At 65.7% G+C, this 18,155-nt stretch carries 19 protein-coding genes; 14 read left to right on the top strand and 5 right to left on the bottom strand.

The genetic code is table 11. The features are described 5' to 3' along the window. The first annotated feature begins 35 nt into the window (after positions 1-35). The 8 genes from bamA (at position 36) to HWY37_RS23760 (ending at position 8,039) form a co-directional block, all read left to right on the top strand. Positions 36-2,369, top strand: coding sequence for an outer membrane protein assembly factor BamA (bamA, locus tag HWY37_RS23795; RefSeq protein WP_175208344.1), 2,334 nt, complete (start codon positions 36-38; stop codon positions 2,367-2,369). 109 nt (positions 2,370-2,478) lie between these two features. Then, a complete protein-coding gene (locus tag HWY37_RS23790) occupies positions 2,479-3,039 on the top strand; it encodes an OmpH/Skp family outer membrane protein (RefSeq protein ID WP_175208343.1) in 561 nt (186 codons plus the stop codon). 17 nt (positions 3,040-3,056) lie between these two features. After that, positions 3,057-4,154, top strand: a complete 1,098-nt coding sequence (lpxD, locus tag HWY37_RS23785) for a UDP-3-O-(3-hydroxymyristoyl)glucosamine N-acyltransferase (protein ID WP_175208342.1) — start codon at positions 3,057-3,059, stop codon at positions 4,152-4,154. A gap of 64 nt (positions 4,155-4,218) precedes the next feature. Next, a complete protein-coding gene (gene fabZ, locus HWY37_RS23780) occupies positions 4,219-4,674 on the top strand; it encodes a 3-hydroxyacyl-ACP dehydratase FabZ (RefSeq protein ID WP_008167730.1) in 456 nt (151 codons plus the stop codon). Then, a complete protein-coding gene (gene lpxA, locus HWY37_RS23775; protein WP_176089996.1) occupies positions 4,675-5,469 on the top strand; it encodes an acyl-ACP--UDP-N-acetylglucosamine O-acyltransferase in 795 nt (264 codons plus the stop codon). Further along, positions 5,466-6,662 (top strand): lipid-A-disaccharide synthase, encoded by a 1,197-nt coding sequence (lpxB, locus tag HWY37_RS23770; RefSeq protein WP_175208340.1) that lies wholly within the window; start codon positions 5,466-5,468, stop codon positions 6,660-6,662. Before lpxA ends, lpxB begins: the two co-directional genes overlap by 4 nt. Then, the gene (rnhB, locus tag HWY37_RS23765) at positions 6,649-7,257 is read left to right on the top strand and encodes a ribonuclease HII (RefSeq protein ID WP_373418123.1); all 609 of its coding nucleotides are present in this window, start codon (positions 6,649-6,651) and stop codon (positions 7,255-7,257) included. Before lpxB ends, rnhB begins: the two co-directional genes overlap by 14 nt. After that, the gene (locus tag HWY37_RS23760; RefSeq protein ID WP_175208339.1) at positions 7,254-8,039 is read left to right on the top strand and encodes a TrmH family RNA methyltransferase; all 786 of its coding nucleotides are present in this window, start codon (positions 7,254-7,256) and stop codon (positions 8,037-8,039) included. Before rnhB ends, HWY37_RS23760 begins: the two co-directional genes overlap by 4 nt. A 51-nt stretch (positions 8,040-8,090) precedes the next feature. On the opposite strand, the gene HWY37_RS23755 is transcribed toward HWY37_RS23760, so the two are convergent. Both HWY37_RS23755 and ppsR read right to left on the bottom strand, forming a co-directional pair. Beyond that, positions 8,091-8,273: a hypothetical protein gene (locus HWY37_RS23755; RefSeq protein ID WP_176089995.1), complete on the bottom strand. Its 183-nt coding sequence runs from the start codon at positions 8,271-8,273 to the stop codon at positions 8,091-8,093. Positions 8,274-8,554: 281 nt separating this feature from the next. Beyond that, entirely contained in the window at positions 8,555-9,382 is an 828-nt protein-coding gene (ppsR, locus tag HWY37_RS23750) for a posphoenolpyruvate synthetase regulatory kinase/phosphorylase PpsR (RefSeq protein WP_175208337.1), read from the bottom strand. A gap of 192 nt (positions 9,383-9,574) precedes the next feature. Between ppsR and ppsA the strand changes: the two genes are divergently transcribed. Beyond that, complete coding sequence (gene ppsA, locus HWY37_RS23745; RefSeq protein WP_175208336.1) at positions 9,575-11,941, top strand: phosphoenolpyruvate synthase; 2,367 nt, start codon at positions 9,575-9,577, stop codon at positions 11,939-11,941. Positions 11,942-12,087: 146 nt separating this feature from the next. Here the strand turns inward: ppsA and HWY37_RS23740 are convergent, their stop codons facing one another. Both HWY37_RS23740 and HWY37_RS23735 read right to left on the bottom strand, forming a co-directional pair. Next, complete coding sequence (locus HWY37_RS23740) at positions 12,088-12,927, bottom strand: bifunctional transcriptional activator/DNA repair enzyme AdaA (protein WP_176089994.1); 840 nt, start codon at positions 12,925-12,927, stop codon at positions 12,088-12,090. Positions 12,928-13,041: 114 nt separating this feature from the next. After that, on the bottom strand, positions 13,042-13,779 hold the full coding sequence (locus tag HWY37_RS23735) for a glutamine amidotransferase (protein WP_175208334.1): 738 nt from the start codon (positions 13,777-13,779) through the stop codon (positions 13,042-13,044). A gap of 169 nt (positions 13,780-13,948) precedes the next feature. On the opposite strand from HWY37_RS23735, the gene HWY37_RS23730 reads away from it, so the two are divergent. The 3 genes from HWY37_RS23730 to HWY37_RS23720 all read left to right on the top strand — a co-directional run bounded on the left by HWY37_RS23730 (position 13,949) and on the right by HWY37_RS23720 (position 16,623). Further along, a complete protein-coding gene (locus HWY37_RS23730; protein WP_176089993.1) occupies positions 13,949-14,383 on the top strand; it encodes an NfeD family protein in 435 nt (144 codons plus the stop codon). Between the two features lie 100 nt (positions 14,384-14,483). Continuing rightward, the gene (locus HWY37_RS23725) at positions 14,484-15,410 is read left to right on the top strand and encodes an SPFH domain-containing protein (RefSeq protein WP_175208404.1); all 927 of its coding nucleotides are present in this window, start codon (positions 14,484-14,486) and stop codon (positions 15,408-15,410) included. A 25-nt stretch (positions 15,411-15,435) separates the two neighbouring features. Continuing rightward, the gene (locus HWY37_RS23720; protein WP_176089992.1) at positions 15,436-16,623 is read left to right on the top strand and encodes a GGDEF domain-containing protein; all 1,188 of its coding nucleotides are present in this window, start codon (positions 15,436-15,438) and stop codon (positions 16,621-16,623) included. A gap of 1 nt (position 16,624) precedes the next feature. Here the strand turns inward: HWY37_RS23720 and smpB are convergent, their stop codons facing one another. Beyond that, positions 16,625-17,098, bottom strand: a complete 474-nt coding sequence (gene smpB, locus HWY37_RS23715; protein ID WP_042793334.1) for an SsrA-binding protein SmpB — start codon at positions 17,096-17,098, stop codon at positions 16,625-16,627. A gap of 139 nt (positions 17,099-17,237) precedes the next feature. Between smpB and HWY37_RS23710 the strand changes: the two genes are divergently transcribed. Together HWY37_RS23710 and HWY37_RS23705 are read left to right on the top strand one after the other, a co-directional pair. After that, positions 17,238-17,672, top strand: coding sequence for a type II toxin-antitoxin system RatA family toxin (locus HWY37_RS23710; protein WP_042793335.1), 435 nt, complete (start codon positions 17,238-17,240; stop codon positions 17,670-17,672). Further along, positions 17,662-18,009: an RnfH family protein gene (locus tag HWY37_RS23705; protein WP_175208331.1), complete on the top strand. Its 348-nt coding sequence runs from the start codon at positions 17,662-17,664 to the stop codon at positions 18,007-18,009. The genes HWY37_RS23710 and HWY37_RS23705 overlap by 11 nt, the downstream gene beginning before the upstream one ends. Positions 18,010-18,155 lie beyond the last annotated feature (146 nt).

Here is an 18,155-nt window from a genome sequence, read left to right as displayed (position 1 = left end):
TCCCCCGCCATTTGCACGACCGAGGATACTCAAGGATGTCTTTTCGCCGGATGTTTCATCACAAAAAGGGTGTACTGCCGGGTTTGATCGCCGCACTGCTGGTACCGGCCATCGCCCACGCCTTCGACCCTTTTGTCGTGCGGGATATCCGCGTAGAAGGGATTCAACGGACTGACGCCGGCACCGTCTTCGGCTATCTCCCCGTCAAGGTGGGCGAAAAGTTCACCGAGGAAGAAGCGACCGAAGCCATCCGCCGCCTTTACGGCACCGGCTTCTTCACCGACGTGCAGATCCAGACCGACAACAACGTCGTCGTGGTGGTCGTGCAGGAGCGTCCCACGATCGCGTCGGTCAACTTCAACGGCATGCGCGAGTTCGACTCCAAGGCCATCACGACCTCGCTGGCGCAGGTGGGCTTTGCCGAAGGCCGCATTTTCGACCGCTCCATGCTCGAGCGCGCCGAATACGAACTGAAGCAGCAGTACCTGTCCAAGGGCAAGTACGGCATCGAAGTGACTTCCACCGTGACCCCGCTGCCGCGCAACCGCGTGGGCGTGAGCTTCGACGTGTTCGAAGGTTCGGTCGCGCGCATCCAGGAAATCCGCTTCGTGGGCAACAAGGCTTTCTCGGAAAGCGATCTGCTCGACGAATTCAAGCTGACCACGCCGGGTTGGCTCACCTGGTACACCGATACCGACAAGTACTCGCGCGAAAAGCTGGAAGGGGATCTGGAGCGCTTGCGCTCGTTCTACCTGGACCGCGGCTATCTCGAGTTCTCGGTCGAGCCGCCGCAGGTCACGATTTCGCCGGACCGCAAGGACATCCGCATCACGATCACCGTTCACGAAGGCGAGCCCTACAAGGTGCGCAGCGTGAAGCTGGCCGGCAACCTGCTGGGCCTGGACAAGGAAATCAACGGCCTGGTGGACATCAAGCCGGAAGAGACGTTCTCGGCCGCCAAGGCCAACGGCTCGGCCAAGGCCATCACCGACTACCTGGGCGAGCTGGGCTACGCGTTCGCCAACGTCAACCCGAACCCGCAGCTGGACCGCGCCAAGCATGAGGCCGACCTGACGTTCTACGTCGACCCCAGCCGCCGCGTCTACGTGCGCCGCATCCAGATCGGCGGCAACACCCGCACGCGCGACGAAGTCGTGCGCCGCGAAATGCGCCAGCAGGAAGCCGCCTGGTACGACGCCAAGGACATCAAGACCTCGCGCGACCGTGTCGACCGCCTGGGCTATTTCAGCGATGTCAACGTCAAGACCGATCCGGTCCCGGGCTCGCCCGACCAGGTCGACGTCAACGTCGACGTGAAGGAAAAGCCGACCGGCATGATCAACCTGGGCGTGGGCTACGGCTCGTCCGAAAAGGCGATTCTGTCGGCCGGCATCAGTGAAGACAACGTGTTCGGCAGCGGCACCAACCTGACCCTGCAACTGAACACCAGCAAGACCAACCGCGCGGTGGTTCTGTCGCACACCGATCCGTACTGGACCAAGGACGGCATCAGCCGCACTACGTCCGCCTACTACCGCGTGACCGAGCCCTGGAACAACAACGACGGCGACTACCGCGTCAAGGCCATGGGCCTGGGCATGAACTTCGGCGTGCCGATTTCGGAATACGACCGGATCATGCTCGGCGCGAACTTCGAACGCAACCAGATCGACCTGTTCAACAACTCGCCGGCTGCGTACGAGAAGTTCGTCAGGGACTATGGCGATTCGACCAACTCGGTGATCTTCACCACCGGCTGGACCAAGGACACCCGCGACAGCGCCCTGGCTCCGACCAAGGGTTCGTACACGCGCCTGAAGGCCGACCTGTCGACCGTCGACCTGAAGTACACGATGCTGACGGGTCAGCAGCAGTATTTCGTGCCGCTGGGCGGTTCCTACACGCTGGCCTTGAACGGCATGGTGGATTGGGGCCAAAGCTACGGCGGCAAGGATTATCCGATCATCAAGAACGTCTATGCCGGTGGTATCGGCACGGTCCGCGGCTACGAAGGTTCGTCGCTCGGTCCGCGCGACGTGAAGACCGGCGACTACCTGGGCGGCACGCGCCGCATCATCGCCAACGCGCAGCTTTACCTGCCGTTCCCGGGCGCCTCGAAGGACCGCACCCTGCGCTGGTTCATCTTCTCGGATGCCGGCCAGGTTTCGGCGGGCAGCGGCTTGCAGTGCACCAGCGGCAAGCCGGGCAGCGAGGTCGAGGATCCTTGCGGCTGGCGCTTCTCGGCGGGTATCGGCCTGTCGTGGCAGTCGCCGATGGGACCGCTGCAGTTGTCCTATGCCCGTCCGCTCAATTCGAAGCCGGGCGACGACAAGCAAAGCTTCCAGTTCCAGATCGGGACCGGTTTCTAAGCGCGTCGTTACGCTTGAAAACAAGGGAGAAAGGCGCTCCGCCGGCTCCCTTGCTGTTTAGTGGCACAATACACACTTTGGCTTTGCCTTACTGGAAGGTGAGATTTTCATGATGTCTGATTCCGCACTTAAAACCTCGAATTCGCTGCGCGCCAAGCGCCGCGGCAAGCTGGGCGGCTCCATTGCCCTGGTAGGTGCGCTCATTCTCGGTTCGGCTGCTGCGATTCCTGCGCAGGCTCAAGGCACGAAGATCGGTTTCGTCAATACCGAGCGCATCCTGCGCGAATCGGGTCCGGCCAAGGCTGCGCAAAGCAAGATCGAAGCCGAATTCAAGAAGCGCGACGACGAGCTCCAGCGCCTGAACAACAGCCTGCGTTCGCAAGCCGAGAAGTTCGACAAGGACGCGCCTGTCCTGTCGGAGTCCGACCGCGTCAAGCGCCAGCGCGAACTGTCCAACCTGGATACCGACCTGCAGCGCAAGCGCCGCGAGTTCCAGGAAGACTTCAACCGCCGCCGCAACGAAGAATTCTCGGGCATCGTGACGAAGGCCAATGAGGCCATCAAGCGCATCGCCGAGCAGGAAAGCTACGACCTGATCATTCAGGACGCCGTGACGGTCAACCCGCGCATCGACATCACCGACAAGGTGATCCAGAGCCTGGGCAAGTAAGCAGCTCCCGTCACGTCATGCCGGTTTTACTGGATCTTGCCCGCGCGCCAACGCTGGAAGCACTGTTGAGCGCCGCCAATACCCAGGGAATGGACTGGCGTATCAGCGCGGTTCCCGGTTCGGACCCCTTGCGGGTCTGCGGCATCGGAACCCTGTCATCGGCGGGTCGGCAGGAAATCGCTTTCCTCGCCAACCCCCGCTACCAGAGCCAACTCGGCGCCACGCAGGCAGGGGCGGTCATCGTCTCACCCGACGTGGCCGAGGCTCTGGAGGCGCAGGGCGACGCCCGGCCGCCGTTCGCGCTGGTCGTCTGTAAGCATCCCTATCTGCTTTACGCCCGCGTGGCGCAGTGGTTCGACGCCGCGAGGCATCCTGCGCAGCCGGCTTCCACGCATCCTACTGCCGTGGTCGCGGCGGACGCCGTCATCGAAGAGGGCGTGCGCATCGGTCCGCATTGCGTCATCGAGTCCGGCGCCCGCATCGGCCGCGATAGCGTGCTCGGCCCGGGCTGCGTCATCGGCGCAGGCTCGTCGGTCGGCCCTGGCAGCCGCCTGCACGCCCATGTCACCCTGTACGACGGCGTGAAGGTGGGCGCGCGCGCGATCATCCATAGCGGCGCCGTGCTGGGTGCGGATGGATTCGGCTTCGCGCCCGATCCTTCGCTGGGCAAGGGCGCCTGGGGCAAAATTCCCCAGCTGGGCGGGGTTACCGTCGGCGATGACGTCGAAATCGGCGCCAACACCACGATCGACCGCGGCGCGCTGGAAGACACGGTGGTGTCCGACGGCGTGAAGCTGGACAACCAGATCATGGTTGCCCACAACTGCCGCATCGGCGCGCATACCGCCATGGCGGCCTGCGTGGGCGTGGCTGGTTCGACCACCATCGGCGAGCGCTGCACCATAGGCGGCGCTGCCATGCTGTCGGGTCACCTGACGCTGGGTGACGACGTGCATATTTCCGGCGGCACCGCGGTGACGTCGAACATTTTGAAGCCTGGCCGTTATACCGGGGTCTTCCCGTATGCGGAACATGGCGAATGGCAGCGCAACGCCGCCGTGATACAACAGTTGGCGCAACTGCGCCGGCGCGTGCGGACGCTGGAAAAGGACTAGGGCGCCGCCGCCCTGGCGCGTCCGCGCCGCACGATTACTTTACTTCGCAGGAAAGCATAGAAAAATGGAACTCGACATCAAGGGGATCATGGAGAGGCTGCCGCATCGTTATCCGATGCTGCTGATTGACCGCGTCGTCGAAATGGTGCCAGGCAAGTCCATCGTCGCCATCAAGAACGTCTCGATCAATGAACCGTTTTTCAACGGCCATTTCCCGCATCACCCGGTAATGCCGGGCGTGCTCATCGTGGAAGCGATGGCTCAGGCTTCCGCCCTGTTCTCGTTCACAGACGAAAATGGCGGCCTGAAATGCGAAGGTTCCAAGACCGCGTATTACCTGGTCGGTATCGACGGCGCGCGTTTCCGCCGCCCCGTGGTGCCGGGTGACCAGCTGCGCATCGAGGTCGAAGCCGAGCGCCTGAGCCGCAGCATCTGTAAGTACCAAGCGCGCGCGACGGTCGACGGCCAGGAGGTCGCATCGGCCAAGCTGATGTGCGCGATTCGCAGCCTGGAAGAGTAAATGGCAGGAAACATCCACCCCACCGCTGTCGTTGATCCGGCGGCAAAGATCGACCCGACCGCGGTGGTGGGTCCGTTCGCGATCGTCGGTCCCAACGTGACCATCGGTGCGGGCACCGAGATCGGCCCGTACTGCATGGTGGACGGGGTGACGACCATCGGGCGCGACAACCGTTTCTACCGCTATTGCTCCATCGGCGGCATGCCGCAGGACAAGAAGTACCAAGGCGAGCCTACCCGCCTGGAAATCGGCGACCGCAACACCTTCCGCGAGTACGTCACGCTCAACACCGGCACCGTGCAGGATGGCGGCGTCACGACGCTGGGCGACGACAACTGGATCATGGCGTATGTGCATGTGGCGCATGACTGCCACATCGGCAACAACACCATCTTGGCCAATTCGGTGCAGCTGGGCGGTCACGTCCACGTCGGCGACTGGGCCATCGTGGGCGGTCTGACCGGCGTGCATCAGTTCTCGCGCATCGGCGCGCACAGCATGACGGGCGGCAACAGCTCGCTCATGCAGGACACGCCGCCTTTTGTGCTTGCGGCGGGTAATCCCTGCCGCCCGGTGGGCATCAACGTCGAAGGCCTCAAGCGCCGCGGCTTCACGCCCGCCGACATCGCGGCGCTGCGCGATGCCTACAAGATCATCTACCGCCGCGGCCTGTCCCTGGACGCGGCGCGCGCCGAACTGCGCGCGCGTCAGCAGGCGGAGCCCGAGGTCGCGCCGCATCTGCAGGCCTTGCTCGACTTCCTGGACGTCGCGAGCCGCGGCATCATCCGCCCATGAGCTCGCGGATCGGCATGGTGGCCGGCGAGCCTTCGGGCGATCTGCTGGCCGGTCGCATCATTGCCGGTCTGCAAGCGCGTGACGCCGGCGTCCGCTGCGAGGGCATCGGAGGGCCGCAGATGCAGGCCCATGACTTCGACGCCTGGCATCCCATGCACGCCCTGACGGTGTTCGGCTATGTCGACGCCCTCAAGCGGCTGCCAAGCCTGCTCGGCACCTACCGCGACGTCAAGCGCCGCTGGCTGGCGGAACCGCCCGCCGTCTTCGTCGGCATCGACGCTCCGGACTTCAACCTGCGCCTGGAGCACCAGTTGCGCCAGGCGGGTACGCCCACCGTGCATTTCGTGGGGCCTTCGATTTGGGCCTGGCGCTATGAGCGCATCCACAAGATCCGCGAATCGGTATCGCACATGTTGGTGCTGTTTCCGTTCGAGGAAGAGATCTACCGCAAGGAAGGCATTCCGGTGACCTACGTCGGCCACCCGCTGGCCGGCGCGGTGCCGATGCAACCGGATCGCGCCGCCGCGCGTGCGCGCCTGGGCATCGACCAGAATGCCCGAGTGCTGGCCATTCTGCCGGGTAGCCGTTCGTCCGAGATCCGCCTGCTGGCGCCGCGCTTCCTGCAAGCCGCCCAGATACTGCTGAAGAAGGATCCGGCCCTGCAATGCATCGTGCCCATGGTCAACGATCAGCGGCGCGCGGAGTTCCAGGCCATCCTGGCCCAATACCCAGTGCCGGGCCTGCGCTGCGTCACCGCGCATGACCTGCATGGCGAGGGCGGCGAACGCCAGGCGCCAGTGGCGTGGTCCGTCATGGAGGCCGCCACGGCGGTGCTGGTGGCCAGCGGCACGGCCACGCTGGAGACCGCGCTGTACAAGCGGCCCATGGTGATTTCCTACGTGCTGTCGCCCTGGATGCGCCGCATCATGGCGTGGAAGTCCGGCCAGCAACGCCCTTATCTGCCCTGGGTCGGCCTGCCGAACGTGCTGTTGCGCGATTTCGCCGTGCCCGAGCTGCTGCAGGACGACGCCACTCCCGAAAAGCTCGCGGAAGCGACCTGGACCTCCCTGACCGACGATGCGGGCAGGGCGCGCATCGAGGCGCGCTTCACCGCCTTGCACCAGGAACTGCTGCGCGATACGCCAGCGCTGGCCGCGCAGGCGATCCTGGAGGTGGCGGGTGGAGCAGCCTGACCTGTTCGCGGCCCCGGAGCAGCCGGCCATGGTGACGGCGGGCGTCGATGAGGCCGGCCGCGGCCCGCTGGCGGGCGCGGTGTACGCCGCGGCCGTCATACTCGATCCCGCCCGGCCCATCGACGGGCTGGCGGATTCCAAGGTGCTGAAGGCCGCCACGCGCGAGGCGCTGGCGCTTGAAATCCAGGAGCACGCCCTGGCCTGGTGCATCGCCAGCGCCAGCGTCGCCGAGATCGACAGCCTGAACATCCTGCGCGCCACGATGCTGGCGATGCAGCGGGCAGTCCAGGGCCTGTCCACCGTGCCGCAACTGGCGCTGGTGGATGGCAATCAGGCTCCCAAGCTCGGCTGCACGGTGCAGACCGTCATCAAGGGCGACGCGCTGGTGCCCGCGATTTCCGCGGCCTCCATTCTGGCCAAGACCGCGCGCGACGCGGATCTGCTGCGCCTGCACGCCTTGTATCCCCAATACGCCTTCGACCAGCACAAGGGCTACGGAACGGCGCTGCACTTGCAGATGTTGCGCGAGCACGGTCCCTGTGCCGAGCACCGGCGCAGCTTCGCGCCCATCAAGGCTTTTGGCCTGACTCCATGAAGCACATCAGTTCCCGCGACAATCCCGCCGTCAAGGCGCTGGTCAAGCTTGCCGGCACCGCCGGCAAGCGCGGCGCTCCGGTACTGCTGGACGGCGTGCACCTGTGCCAGGCCTGGCTGCAGCATCATGGCGCGCCCGATCAGGCGATCTTCGACGTCGAGCGCCTGTCCCAGCCGGATATCGCCGCCCTGGCGGCGGCGGTGCCGGACCGCGACTGCCTGGCGTTGGATGCGCGGCTGATGCAGTCGCTGGCCGCGGTCGAGAGCGGGCAGGGCGTGGCCTTCCTGGTGACGCCGCCGGTCCTGGATCTGCCTGACGCCGTGGACGAAAACTGCGTGCTGTTCGACCGCATCCAGGATCCTGGCAATGTCGGCACGCTGCTGCGCACCTGCGCGGCGGCAGGCGTGAAGCGGGTCTTTCTGGCCACCGGTACCGCCGCTGCGTGGTCGCCCAAGGTGCTGCGTAGCGGCCAGGGCGCCCATTTCGCCCTGGCGATCCATGAGCACGTCGACCTTGCGGCCTTGTTGCCGAAGCTGAACGTGCCGCTGGTGGCCACCGCGCTGGACGGCGCGCAGGACCTGTACGCCGGCCGCCTGCCGGAGCGCTGCGCCTGGGTGTTCGGCCATGAGGGCCAGGGTGTGGCTGGCGCGCTGCTGGCTGCCGCGCGTCTCAAGATTTGCATCCCGCACGATATGGCCGCCGTGGAATCGCTTAACGTGGGCGCGGCTGCGGCGATCTGCCTTTTTGAACAGCGCCGCCAGAGCTTGAGCGGCGGGCGCTGAAGCGGGTCTCGTCACCGGTTTTGCCGTTGCGCGGGCGATTGTGGCCCGCCGTTATCCCGAGGGGAACATGATGGCGCCAGAAATGCCGTACACCGAGAGGGGCCGCCGTGCACGCGCGGCGCGGGCGCTGCTGCTGGCTTGCGCATGCGCGCTGGCGCTGGGCGCTTGCGGTTCCGGCGGCGTCCAGAAGGTCGGCATGGTCCGCACGGACGCCAGCGACGCAGCCAACATCATTCGATTATCCCGGGCCGTGTCGGCGGCGCTGCCGGACAAGACGGCAGTCGACCTGCCGGCGGCCTCGCGTTGGCTGCGGGTCGGGGCTCTGCCCCAGGGCGACGTCTACCGCTCCGCCGACGCTCCGTTTACGCTGCCGGGCCGCCGGGGCGAAGCCTGCATGGTGGCTTCGTCCGGCAAGCTGCTGGGAGTCTATCTGCTGGGCGACAGCCTGTTCATGCCGCTGTCCCGCCCGGTGACGCTGCCCGTGTCGATGCGCCAATCGGCCCTGCGCGGGCTTTTCAGCCCCGGTCCAGGCCCACTTCCTGCAGCACCGTCGTGGCGATCTCCTCGATCGATTTGGTGGTGCTGGACAGCCAGGAGATGCCTTCGCGACGCATCATGCGTTCAGCCTCGGCGACTTCGTAGCGGCACTGTTCCAGCTGCGCGTAGCGGCTGTTGGGACGGCGTTCATTGCGGACTTCGGCCAGGCGCTCGGGCTGGATCGACAGGCCGAACAGTTTCGCGCGATGCGGGGCGATGGTCGAGGGCAGGGTGCCGCGTTCGAAATCGTCGGGCGTGAGCGGGAAATTGGCCGCCTTGATGGCATATTGCATGGCCAGGTACAGGCTGGTGGGCGTCTTGCCGCAGCGGGACACGCCGACCAGGATCACGTCTGCCTGGTCCAGCTGGTTCACGAATTGGCCGTCGTCGTGCGCCAGGCTGAAGTTGATCGCGTCGATGCGGTTGCGGTACTTTTCCGAGTTGGCCTGCATGTGCGAGCGGCCGATGGAATGGCTGGACTTCAGGCCCAGGGCCTGTTCGATGTGGCTGACGAAGGTGCCGAAGAGGTCCAGGAAAATTCCGTTCGCCTGGCGAACACGAGCCAGGATGTCGGGATTGACCAGGGTGCTGAACACGATCGGGGGCACGCCCGCCTCCTGGGCGCTGCGGTCGATCCGCATGGCGACTTCCGCCGCCTTTTCCAGGGTGTCGACGAAGGGCAGGCGGATGGGCTTGAAATCCACCTGCTCAAACTGCGAAAGCACTGACTGGCTGAAGGTTTCTGCGGTGATGCCGGTACTGTCGGAAACGATGTATACCGTGCGTACGATCGGGGTAGATGTCATGTGTAAAAAATTCCAACCAGGCAGATGGCCGGATGCACTCCACCGAGTACAATCAGGCCCCTATAAGTCACCCCAAGGGCGGTCCAAGGCCAGTTTGGTCAGCGCGTAAATTGGGGCTGTGATCCGGTTCCGATCCAGCTTCCTGATGCATTGACCAAACTCGCTTTCATTCCATTGTAAAAGGTGACTTCAATGTCGTACGTTGTTTTGTTCGAGCAGCTCCGCATGACGGACGTGGACTCGGTAGGAGGCAAGAACGCATCACTAGGCGAAATGATCAGCCAGCTGTCTGGCGCGGGTGTCCGCGTGCCGGGCGGCTTTGCCACGACCGCCGACGCCTTCCGCGACTTCCTCAAGGCCTCCGGCCTGGACAAGCGCATCGCTGAACGCCTGACCACGCTGAACCCCGAAGACGTGCGCGAGTTGGCCAACGCCGGCGCGCAGATCCGTCAATGGATCATCGACGCTCCGTTCTCGTCCGAATTCGAATCGCAAATCCGTGCAGCCTTTGCCAAGCTCGACGCTGATGGCAAGGGCTCGTTCGCCGTGCGTTCCTCCGCCACCGCGGAAGACCTGCCCGATGCCTCGTTCGCGGGCCAGCAGGAAACCTTCCTGAACGTCGTCGGCATCGACGACGTGCTGGACAAGATCCGCCACGTGTTCGCGTCGCTGTACAACGACCGCGCCATTTCCTATCGCGTGCACAAGGGCTATGCCCACGCCGACGTCGCCTTGTCGGCCGGCATCCAGCGCATGGTGCGTTCCGACAAGGGCAGCGCCGGCGTCATGTTCACCATCGACACCGAATCCGGCTTCCAGGACGTGGTGTTCATCACCTCGTCCTACGGCCTGGGCGAAACCGTGGTGCAGGGCGCGGTCAACCCCGACGAGTTCTACGTCTTCAAGCCGACGCTGGCCCAGGGCCACTACCCGATCGTGGGCCGCCGCATCGGCTCCAAGCTGATCAAGATGGAGTTCGACCCCGAGCGCCCCGAAGGCCGCGCCGTGCGCACGGTCGACGTGCCGGTGTCCGAGCGCAACCGCTATTCGCTGACCGACGACGAGGTCAATGAACTGGCCCGCTACGCCGTCATCATCGAAAAGCACTACCAACGTCCGATGGACATCGAGTGGGGCCGCGACGGCATCGACGGCAAGATCTACATCCTGCAGGCGCGTCCCGAAACGGTGAAGTCGCAGCAGGGCGCCAACGACGTCCAGCAGCGCTACCGCCTGAAGGCCACCGGCCAGGTCCTGATCACCGGCCGCGCGATCGGCCAGAAGATCGGCGCGGGCCCCGTGCGCGTGGTCGGCGACATCTCCGACATGGACAAGGTCCAGCCGGGCGACGTGCTGGTCACCGACATGACGGATCCCAACTGGGAGCCCGTGATGAAGCGCGCTTCCGCCATCGTCACCAACCGCGGTGGCCGTACCTGCCACGCGGCGATCATCGCGCGCGAACTGGGCATTCCGGCTGTCGTGGGCTGCGGCAACGCGACCGACGTGCTGAAGGAAGGCCAGGCCGTGACCGTGTCTTGCGCCGAGGGCGACGAAGGCCGCATCTATGACGGCCTGATCGAAACCGAAGTGGAAGAAGTGCGCCGCGGCGACATGCCCGCCATCGATCTGAAGATCATGATGAACGTGGGCAACCCGCAGCTGGCCTTCGACTTCGCCCAGATCCCGAACGGCGGCGTGGGCCTGGCCCGCCTGGAATTCATCATCAACAACAACATCGGCATCCACCCGAAGGCGGTGCTGGACTATCCGAACGTTGATGGCGAACTGAAGAAGGCCGTTGAATCGGCAGCCCGCGGCCATGCCAGCCCGCGCGCGTTCTTCGTCGAGAAGATGGCCGAAGGCGTGGCTACCATTGCCGCCGCCTTCTATCCCAAGCCCGTCATCGTGCGCATGTCGGACTTCAAGTCCAACGAGTACCGCAAGCTGGTCGGCGGTTCGCGCTACGAGCCCGAGGAAGAGAACCCCATGCTGGGCTTCCGCGGCGCGTCGCGCTACATCGCCGAGGACTTCGCCGAGTGCTTCCGCATGGAATGCGAAGCGCTGAAGAAGGTGCGCGACGAAATGGGCCTGACCAACGTCGAGATCATGGTGCCCTTCGTGCGCACCCTGGGACAGGCGGCCAAGGTGGTGGACCTGCTGGCCAAGCATGGCCTGGCTCGCGGCGAAAACGGCCTGAAGCTCATCATGATGTGCGAAGTCCCGTCCAACGCAATCCTGGCCGACGAGTTCCTGCAGTACTTCGACGGCTTCTCGATCGGTTCGAACGACATGACCCAGTTGACGCTGGGCCTGGACCGCGATTCGGGCATGGAGCTGCTGGCTGCCGACTTCGACGAACGCGACGAGGCCGTGAAGTTCATGCTGCGCCGCGCGATCAAGGCTTGCCTGGCCGCCAACAAGTACGTCGGTATCTGCGGCCAGGGCCCCAGCGACCATCCGGACTTCGCGCAATGGCTGAAGGACGAGGGCATCCTGTCGATGTCGCTCAACCCGGACACCGTGGTCGATACCTGGCAGCGTCTGGCCAAGGGCTGATCGCCTGGTTCATGTGAAAACCCCGCGCCTTCGGAGGCGCGGGGTTTTTTTATGCGCGGGACATGTGCGGCGCAGGCCAGGCCGAGCTTGTCCCGCGGCGTCCGCAACGCGGCGCAGGCCAGACCGCGCCTGTCGCGCGGCGCCCGCTATGCGGCGCGGGCTTCGCGCGCGATCAGTTCGCGCTTGCGGTCTATGCCCCAGCGGTAGCCGGCCAGCGAGCCGTCGGTGCGCACCACGCGGTGGCAGGGTATGGCCAGCGCGATGTTGTTGGTGGCGCAGGCGCGGGCCACGGCGCGCACCGCGCGCGGCGAGCCGATGCGTTCGGCGATGTCGGTGTAGGTGGCGGTCTCGCCCACGGGGATTTCGCGCAGGGCTTGCCACACCTGGCGCTGGAAGGCGGTGCCGCGCACGTCCAGCGGCAGGTCCAGGCCGCGCGAGGGGTCTTCGACGAAGCCCACGACCGCTGCCACCCAGCCTTCGAACTGCGCGTCGGCGCCGATCAGGCGGGCGGCCTTGAAGCGGTCCTGCAGGTTGCGCACGAGTTGTTCAGGGTCTTCGTGCAGGGCGATCTCGCAGATGCCGGTATCGCTGGCCGCCACCAGCAGCGCGCCCAGGGAACACTGGGCGACGGCGAAGCGTATGTCCACGCCGGCGCCGTTCCTGCGGAAGGCGGTGGGCGTCATGCCCAGGATGGCCGGGGCGGCTTCGTAGAAGCGGCCGCTCGAATTGAAGCCCGCGTCGTACATGGCATCCGTGACGCTGGCGCTTTGCTTGAGGTGTTCGCGGGCGCGGCTGGCGCGCAGGGCGTCGGCATAGGCCTTGGGGGTGATGCCGGTAGCCGCTTTGAAGACCCGGTGGAAATGGAAGCGGCTCATGCCGGCCTGTTCGGCCAGGGCGGACAGGTCCGGCGCTTGCCCGGCTTCCAGCGCGCGGCACGCGCGCTCGATGGCGGCGGCGTGCTGTTTGCTCAAGGCGGCTTGGTTCATGAATCAGCTCCCGATGCGCGCGGAAGGCGCGCTTGGACCCATCGTCTCAAATGTCGTCCGCCGCCGCACTCCGGATATTGCGCCGGCCCCTGAAGGCGCCGGCGGCCGCTGCCGCTATGCGGGCGCGTAGGCGTCGAGGAAACGCCGCAGCAGGCCGCCCGCCACCGGCGTGGCGCGGACATTGGCGGACAGTCCCGGGACGTCCAGGTTTTCGGCGGCGTAGCGGCGGCCGAAGCGTTCCAGATGGGCGCGGATGAAGTCGGGACCGAATTCGGGGTGGAACTGGGTCGAAAACACGTTGCGCCCGATGCGGATCATCTGGTGCTCGTCCAGGTCCGAGCGCGCCAGCACGGCGGCGCCAGGCGGCGGCTGCAGCACGGTCTGCGCGTGCAGCATCTGGGCGGGGAAGGTGGGCGGCAGTCCGGCCAGCAGCTTGTCGCCAACGGCGGGCGGCAGCAGTTCTACCGTCTGTGTGCCGACTTCGCGTCCGGCGGGGTTGTAGCCGACCTTGCCGCCCAGCGCGTAGGCCAGCAGCTGGTGGCCGTAGCACACGCCGAACATGGGCAGGCCCGCCGCCGCGGCTTGGCGCAGCCAGGCGGCTGCGTCTTCGCTCCAGGGTTCCTTGTCGGTCACCATGGCAGGCGAGCCCGTGATCAGGGCGGCGCGGTAGCTGGACGGATCCCGTGGCCGCTGGCCTTCGTGCACGGGCACGATTTCCATGGTTTCGGGCGTCAGGCCGGCGGCCTGAGCGAGTTGTTCGGCATAGCCGCCGAACTGGCTTTTGAGCGTGTCGTCCGGATCGCCGGTGTGCAGGATCAGGACGGGAAGAGCGGTAGGTATTGCAGCGGTCATTGGGGGCTAGTGCGTAAAGGATGCGGGCGCCGGGGTCCGGAGTGAGGTCCACCGCCAGCGCACATCATAATCCAGCGCTATTGTCCGTGACGCAAACGCCTTTCCCGTTCCGTCCCGGAAATACGTACAATTCCGCACAGATACTCATCCTTTCGGGCGAAGAAAAACTATGTGGATTTGGCTGGGACTGGCCGCGCTGGCCCTGATCGGGGAATTGGCGACGGGGACTTTCTATCTGCTGCTGGTGGCCCTGGGATTGGCTGCCGGGGGCGTGGCCGCCTGGCTCGGCACTGGCCTGGAATGGCAGTTGCTCGGCTGCGGGATCGTGCTGCTGGTGGGCCTGCTGGTCCTGCGCAAGACCCGCGTGCTGAAGAAGCGCGAGGTTAATTCGGCCCGCAATGCGGACGTCAACCTGGACATCGGCCAGACGGTCTCGGTCGAAGCCTGGTCCGACCAGGGCACCGCGCGCGTCTGGTACCGCGGCGCGCACTGGCACGCGGAACTGGCCCGCGGGCATGCGCCGGTCGCGGGCGAACAGACCATCACCGAAATGCGCGGCTCGATCCTGGTCTTGACCCCCAAAGGCAAGCCGGGCCAGGCCTGAACACCGCCGGCCCGCCGCGGGCGGGACCGGCTGCGGGCGTCCGCGCCGTCCTGGCGGCGTCCATGAATGTATTTACCAGAAGGAGAGGCTCCGAATCATGATGATCGAAACATCCACCATCGTCCTGCTCGTCATCGTCGCGTTGGCGATCCTGATAGTCATCAAGGCGATCGCCATCGTGCCTCAGCAGCATGCCTGGGTGGTCGAGCGCCTCGGCAAGTTCGACCGGGTCCTGTCGCCGGGCGCGGGCTTCGTCATTCCGTTCATCGAACGCGTGTCGTACAAGCACTCGCTCAAGGAAATCCCGCTGGACGTGCCCAGCCAGGTTTGCATCACGCGCGACAACACACAGCTGCAGGTCGACGGCGTGCTGTACTTCCAGGTGACGGACCCGATGCGCGCATCGTACGGCTCGTCGAACTACATCTCGGCCATCACGCAGCTGGCGCAGACCACCTTGCGTTCCGTCATCGGCAAGATGGAGCTGGACCGCACCTTCGAAGAACGCGACGCCATCAACAGCAACATTGTCTCGTCGCTGGATGAGGCGGCGCTGAACTGGGGCGTGAAGGTCCTGCGCTATGAAATCAAGGACTTGACCCCGCCCAACGAGATCCTGCGCTCGATGCAGGCGCAGATCACCGCCGAGCGCGAAAAGCGCGCCCTGATCGCGGCCTCGGAAGGCCGCCGCCAGGAACAGATCAACATCGCCACCGGCGAACGCGAAGCCGCGATCGCCCGTTCGGAAGGCGAGAAGCAGGCGCAGATCAACCAGGCGCAGGGCGAGGCCGCCGCGGTGCTGGCGATCGCCGAGGCCACTGCCAAGGCCATCACCCAGGTGGCGGACGCGGTGCGCCAACCGGGCGGCATGGAAGCCGTCAACCTGAAGGTGGCAGAACGCTACGTCGAGGCGTTCGGCAATGTCGCCAAGGAAGGCAATACGCTGATCCTGCCGGCGAACCTGTCGGACGTGGGCGGCATGATCGCCTCCGCCATGACCATCGTGAAGTCCACCCGCAACAGCTGATATCCGCGCCTTCGGGCGCCCGACGATGATCGCTCCCGTTAATTTGCTTCTGATAGCAGCACTGGCGGGAGTGCTTGCGCTGTGCGTGCTCGGGTCGCTGGCCCGCAGCGGCATGGCGGGCATCAAGGAAGCGATACGCGCCAATCTGCTGACGCTGGCAGCCTTCGGACTCTATGCGCTGCAGATCACCGATGCGCCGTTGTGGCTGTCGGTGATCGCGTCCAATACCGCGGTGGCGCTGGCGCTTTGCGCCTACTACACGGGCTTGCGCCGGCTGGTCGGGCTGCCGGTGCCCAGGCGCCTGATGGTGCTGGCCTCGGGCGCGACGCTGCTGGTGCTGGCTGGCTATACCTACATCGAACCCGAGGTCGGGCCGCGCATGGTGGCCATGTCGGCTCTGATGGCCGCGTTCATGGTCGCTATCGTCGTCACCGTGGGGCGCGGCATGCCGGCCAACCGGTCGCGCTACGCTTACCATTTCGTCCGCGTGGTGGCTCTGGTGTCGGCGGCCGTATGTATGACGCGCGCCGGCGTTTACTTGCTGGACATCGCAACGCCCCAGGCCCTGTTGCTGCCCACCGTGTGGAACACCGTCTTCATGACCCTGGGCGTGCTGACGATGCCGTGCCTGACCCTGGGCACCATCATGATCATCCACGACCGCATGCTGGCCGACCGCGAGCAGGAGGCCAGCACCGACTTCCTGACCGGGCTGATGTCGCGCAAAGCATGGTGGCTGCAGGCGGAGCGCTATTGCGCCCAGGCCTTGCGCACGCGGCGGCCGCTGACGCTGCTGTTGCTGGACATCGACCATTTCAAGCGCATCAACGACACCCACGGCCACGCCGCGGGTGATGCGGTGCTGCGCCATTTCGGCCTGCTGGCCACGGCCACGCTGCGCACCGGCGACCACGTGGGCCGGGTGGGCGGCGAGGAATTCGCGGTGCTGTTTCCGGACATGCGCAGCGACGCGGTGATGGAGGTGGCGGGCCGGCTGCTGGATTCGGTGCGCCGCACGCCCTGTGCGCACGGCGGCAGCATCATTTCCTATGCGTTCAGCGCGGGGGTGGCGGATTGGGTGCCCGGGGAAAGCCTGCAGGCGTTCTTCGAGCGGGCGGACCGCAAGCTCTATGCGGCCAAGGCGGCGGGGCGCAACCGCATTGTGGGCCCGGGGCAGGAGGCGGAACGCCAGCCGCTGCCCGAGGCCGCCTGAATCAGTCGTCCTTGCCGCGGCGCGGGGCGCGGGTGTCGTGCTTCATGATGCGTTCCTTCTCGCGCTGCCAGTCCTTTTCGCGCGCAGTGTCGCGCTTGTCGAACAGCTTCTTGCCGCGGCCCAGCGCGAAGTCCAGCTTGATGCGCCCGTTCTTGTAGTGCAGGTTGAGCGGCACCAGCGTGTAGCCGCGCTGCTCGACCTTGCCGATGAGCTTGCTGATTTCCTCGGCCTTGAGCAGCAGCTTGCGCGTGCGCATGGCATCGGGGTGGATATGCGTGGAGGCCGTGGGCAGGGGGCTGACGTGCATGCCCAGCAGGTACAGTTCGCCGTCGCGCACGATGACGTAGCTTTCCTTGAGCTGCACGCGGCCATCGCGGATCGCCTTGACTTCCCAGCCTTGCAGCACAAGGCCGGCCTCGTAGCGGTCTTCGATGAAATAGTCGTGCGTGGCCTTGCGATTGTCGATAATGCTCATAAAGCCCTTGTGCCTGGGTGCCGCGCCTGCAGGGCGCGCCGATGGAGTCGCCTGTGGCGGTGCCAGCGGGTTTGCCTATTTTGGCCCCAGGTCTGTTGTGCCGGTAAAATCTTGCCATTCTAGCCATTTGCGATAGTCGATGCACAAAGTACAGCGATCCGTCCTGGTGCCTTACAGCGCCGCCCAGATGTTCGATCTGGTCGCCGACGTGGAGAAGTACCCCGAGTTCATGCCGTGGTGCGGCGGGGCCGAGGTGCAGACCCGCGACGAGCACGGCATGCAGGCCTCCATCCTGATCAGTTTTGCGGGCATGAAGCAGCGCTTCACCACCCGCAACACCCATGCCTATCCCGACCGGATCGACCTGGAGTTGGTCGACGGTCCGTTCTCCAGCCTGGTGGGGCACTGGGAGTTCCAGCCCCTGGCCGAGGACGCGTGCAAGGTCCTGTTCACCATGGAGTACGCGTTTTCCAACCGGGCGCTGGAAATGGTGGTGGGCCCGGTGTTCAACCGCATCGCCACCAGCTTCATCGATTCCTTCACCAAGCGCGCGCAGGCCAAGTATGGCGAATGAGCCGTCCGCGACGCCGCAGATTGGCGTCTGCGTCTGTTATGCCTTGCCAGGCCACGTCTGGCTGCGCGAGTTGCGCCTGCCCGCCGGCGCCACCGTGGCCGAGGCGCTGGCGGCCAGCGGCTTCGCCGAGGCCTTTCCGGTGGTGCAGCCCTGGAGCCGGGGCGTGGGCATTTTTGGCAGGGCCACGGAGCCGCAGGCGCGGCTGGCCGACGGCGACCGCGTGGAGATCTACCGCGGCCTGAGTTTCGACCCTAAGGAATCGCGCCGCCGCCGCGCCGAACACCGCCGCGCCAAGACGGCGAAGAACGGCAGAATTCGCCCGGCCGGACTGTTGTAGGCAACGGCTCGCGGGGCGGCCGGCCGCCCGCACAATGTCGCAAATAGGACAAATTCCGTGCCGGCTTCCGGCGTAAGATAGGCATCGTCACGCATTTACGTTTACGTCAACGTCATGTCAAAATCGGCAGGCTGGCGTTCACGAGA

It is taken from the genome of Achromobacter anxifer, from assembly GCF_903652925.1.
Taxonomy (GTDB): Bacteria; Pseudomonadota; Gammaproteobacteria; order Burkholderiales; family Burkholderiaceae_B; genus Achromobacter; species Achromobacter anxifer.
The sequence above is the reverse complement of the archived record's forward strand: the minus strand, read 5'-3'. Positions and strand labels throughout refer to the sequence as shown.